The following is a 1,451-nucleotide window of genomic DNA, read 5'->3' as shown; positions in this document are numbered from 1 at the left end:
TGAAGTGCACCCCGATTGTTAGACACAGTCTAACAATCGGAGGTGCACTTTTTAATGGCTAAACTTTCTTCAAAAGAAAAAATACGAGCGATAAGACGATATTTAGAGGGGACTGAAGGTGGAAAAACAATTGCTAAATCTATTGATGTTCACCCCAGTATGCTCTATCAGTGGATTAAACAATATGAATCCTTAGGTGAAAATGCTTTTGAAAAACGCTATACATCCTACTCTACCCAGTATAAACTAGATGTACTTAATTATATGAACGAACAAGGGACATCTATTAGGGAAACAGCGGCGCTTTTCAATATTCCTTCTTACGAAACACTTCGAAAATGGAAAGTAGCTTATGAAACAGGAGGACTGGATGCCCTACAATCAAAGAAAAAGGGGCGTCCATCCATGGAAAAGAAAAAAACGAATACAACTAAAAATCAAGGAATAGTTGAAGGTTCAATAGAGGAACTACAAGCGGAAAATGAGCGTTTACGTATGGAAAATGCGTATTTAAAAAAGTTGAATGCCTTAGTTCAAAACAAGGAGAAATCACGAAACAAGACAAAGCCCAAGTAGTCTATGAATTAAGGCATGAATTTTCAGTGAAGGTGCTACTTCAGATCGCAGGTATTCCGCGTAGTACGTATTATTATTGGGTTAAAAGATTCGATCGTCCTGATTCAGATGTAGAACTAAAAGGATTGATTCGGACCATTTATGACGAACATGAGGGGCTTTATGGTTATCGTCGTATTCGTGATGAACTTACGAATCGCGGACATAAAGTAAATCATAAAAAAGTGTATCGTATCATGAAAGAATTGGGATTAAAATGTCTCGTTCGTATGAAAAAATATCGCTCTTATAAAGGAACAGTTGGAAAAATTGCACCCAATATTTTAAATCGCAACTTTCAAGCTGAAAAACCAAATAAAAAGTGGGTTACGGATATTACGGAGTTTAAATTATTTGGAGAGAAGCTATATCTATCGCCAATGTTGGACTTATTTAATGGTGAAATTATCACATACACAATTGGTTCAAGACCAACTTATTCACTTGTTTCAACGATGTTAGACCAAGCGTTTGAACACTTAACAGTCAAAGATACACTCTTGATCCATTCTGATCAAGGTTGGCACTATCAAATGAAACAATACCGTCATTCCCTTACTAAACGTGGCATTACACAAAGCATGTCTCGTAAAGGAAACTGTTACGATAACGCAGTGATTGAAAACTTCTTTGGCATCATGAAGTCAGAATTTCTGTATCGGAAAGAATTTAAGAGTATAGAACATTTTAAGAAAGAACTAGCAAAATATATAAAGTACTATAATCATAAAAGAATTAAGGCAAAACTAAAAGGCATGAGCCCAGTACAATACCGGACCCATGCCCAAAAGGTTGCCTAATGAAATAATCTGTCTAACTTTATGGGGTCACTTCAA

General features: G+C 36.0%; 1 protein-coding gene. It reads left to right on the top strand.

All coding sequences use genetic code 11. The annotated features are described in order from the left end of the window. The first annotated feature begins 54 nt into the window (after positions 1-54). Positions 55-1,415, top strand: a protein-coding gene (locus ACIQ7L_RS28125) for an IS3 family transposase (RefSeq protein WP_400573506.1) whose coding sequence is annotated in 2 segments (ribosomal slippage) — positions 55-511 and positions 511-1,415 — 1,362 coding nt in all. Because the reading frame shifts where the segments join, the coding sequence is not laid out codon by codon here. Positions 1,416-1,451 lie beyond the last annotated feature (36 nt).

It is taken from the genome of Bacillus sp. NPDC094106, assembly GCF_044764345.1.
Lineage (GTDB): Bacteria > Bacillota > Bacilli > Bacillales > Bacillaceae_G > Bacillus_A.
The sequence above is the reverse complement of the archived record's forward strand: the minus strand, read 5'-3'. Positions and strand labels throughout refer to the sequence as shown.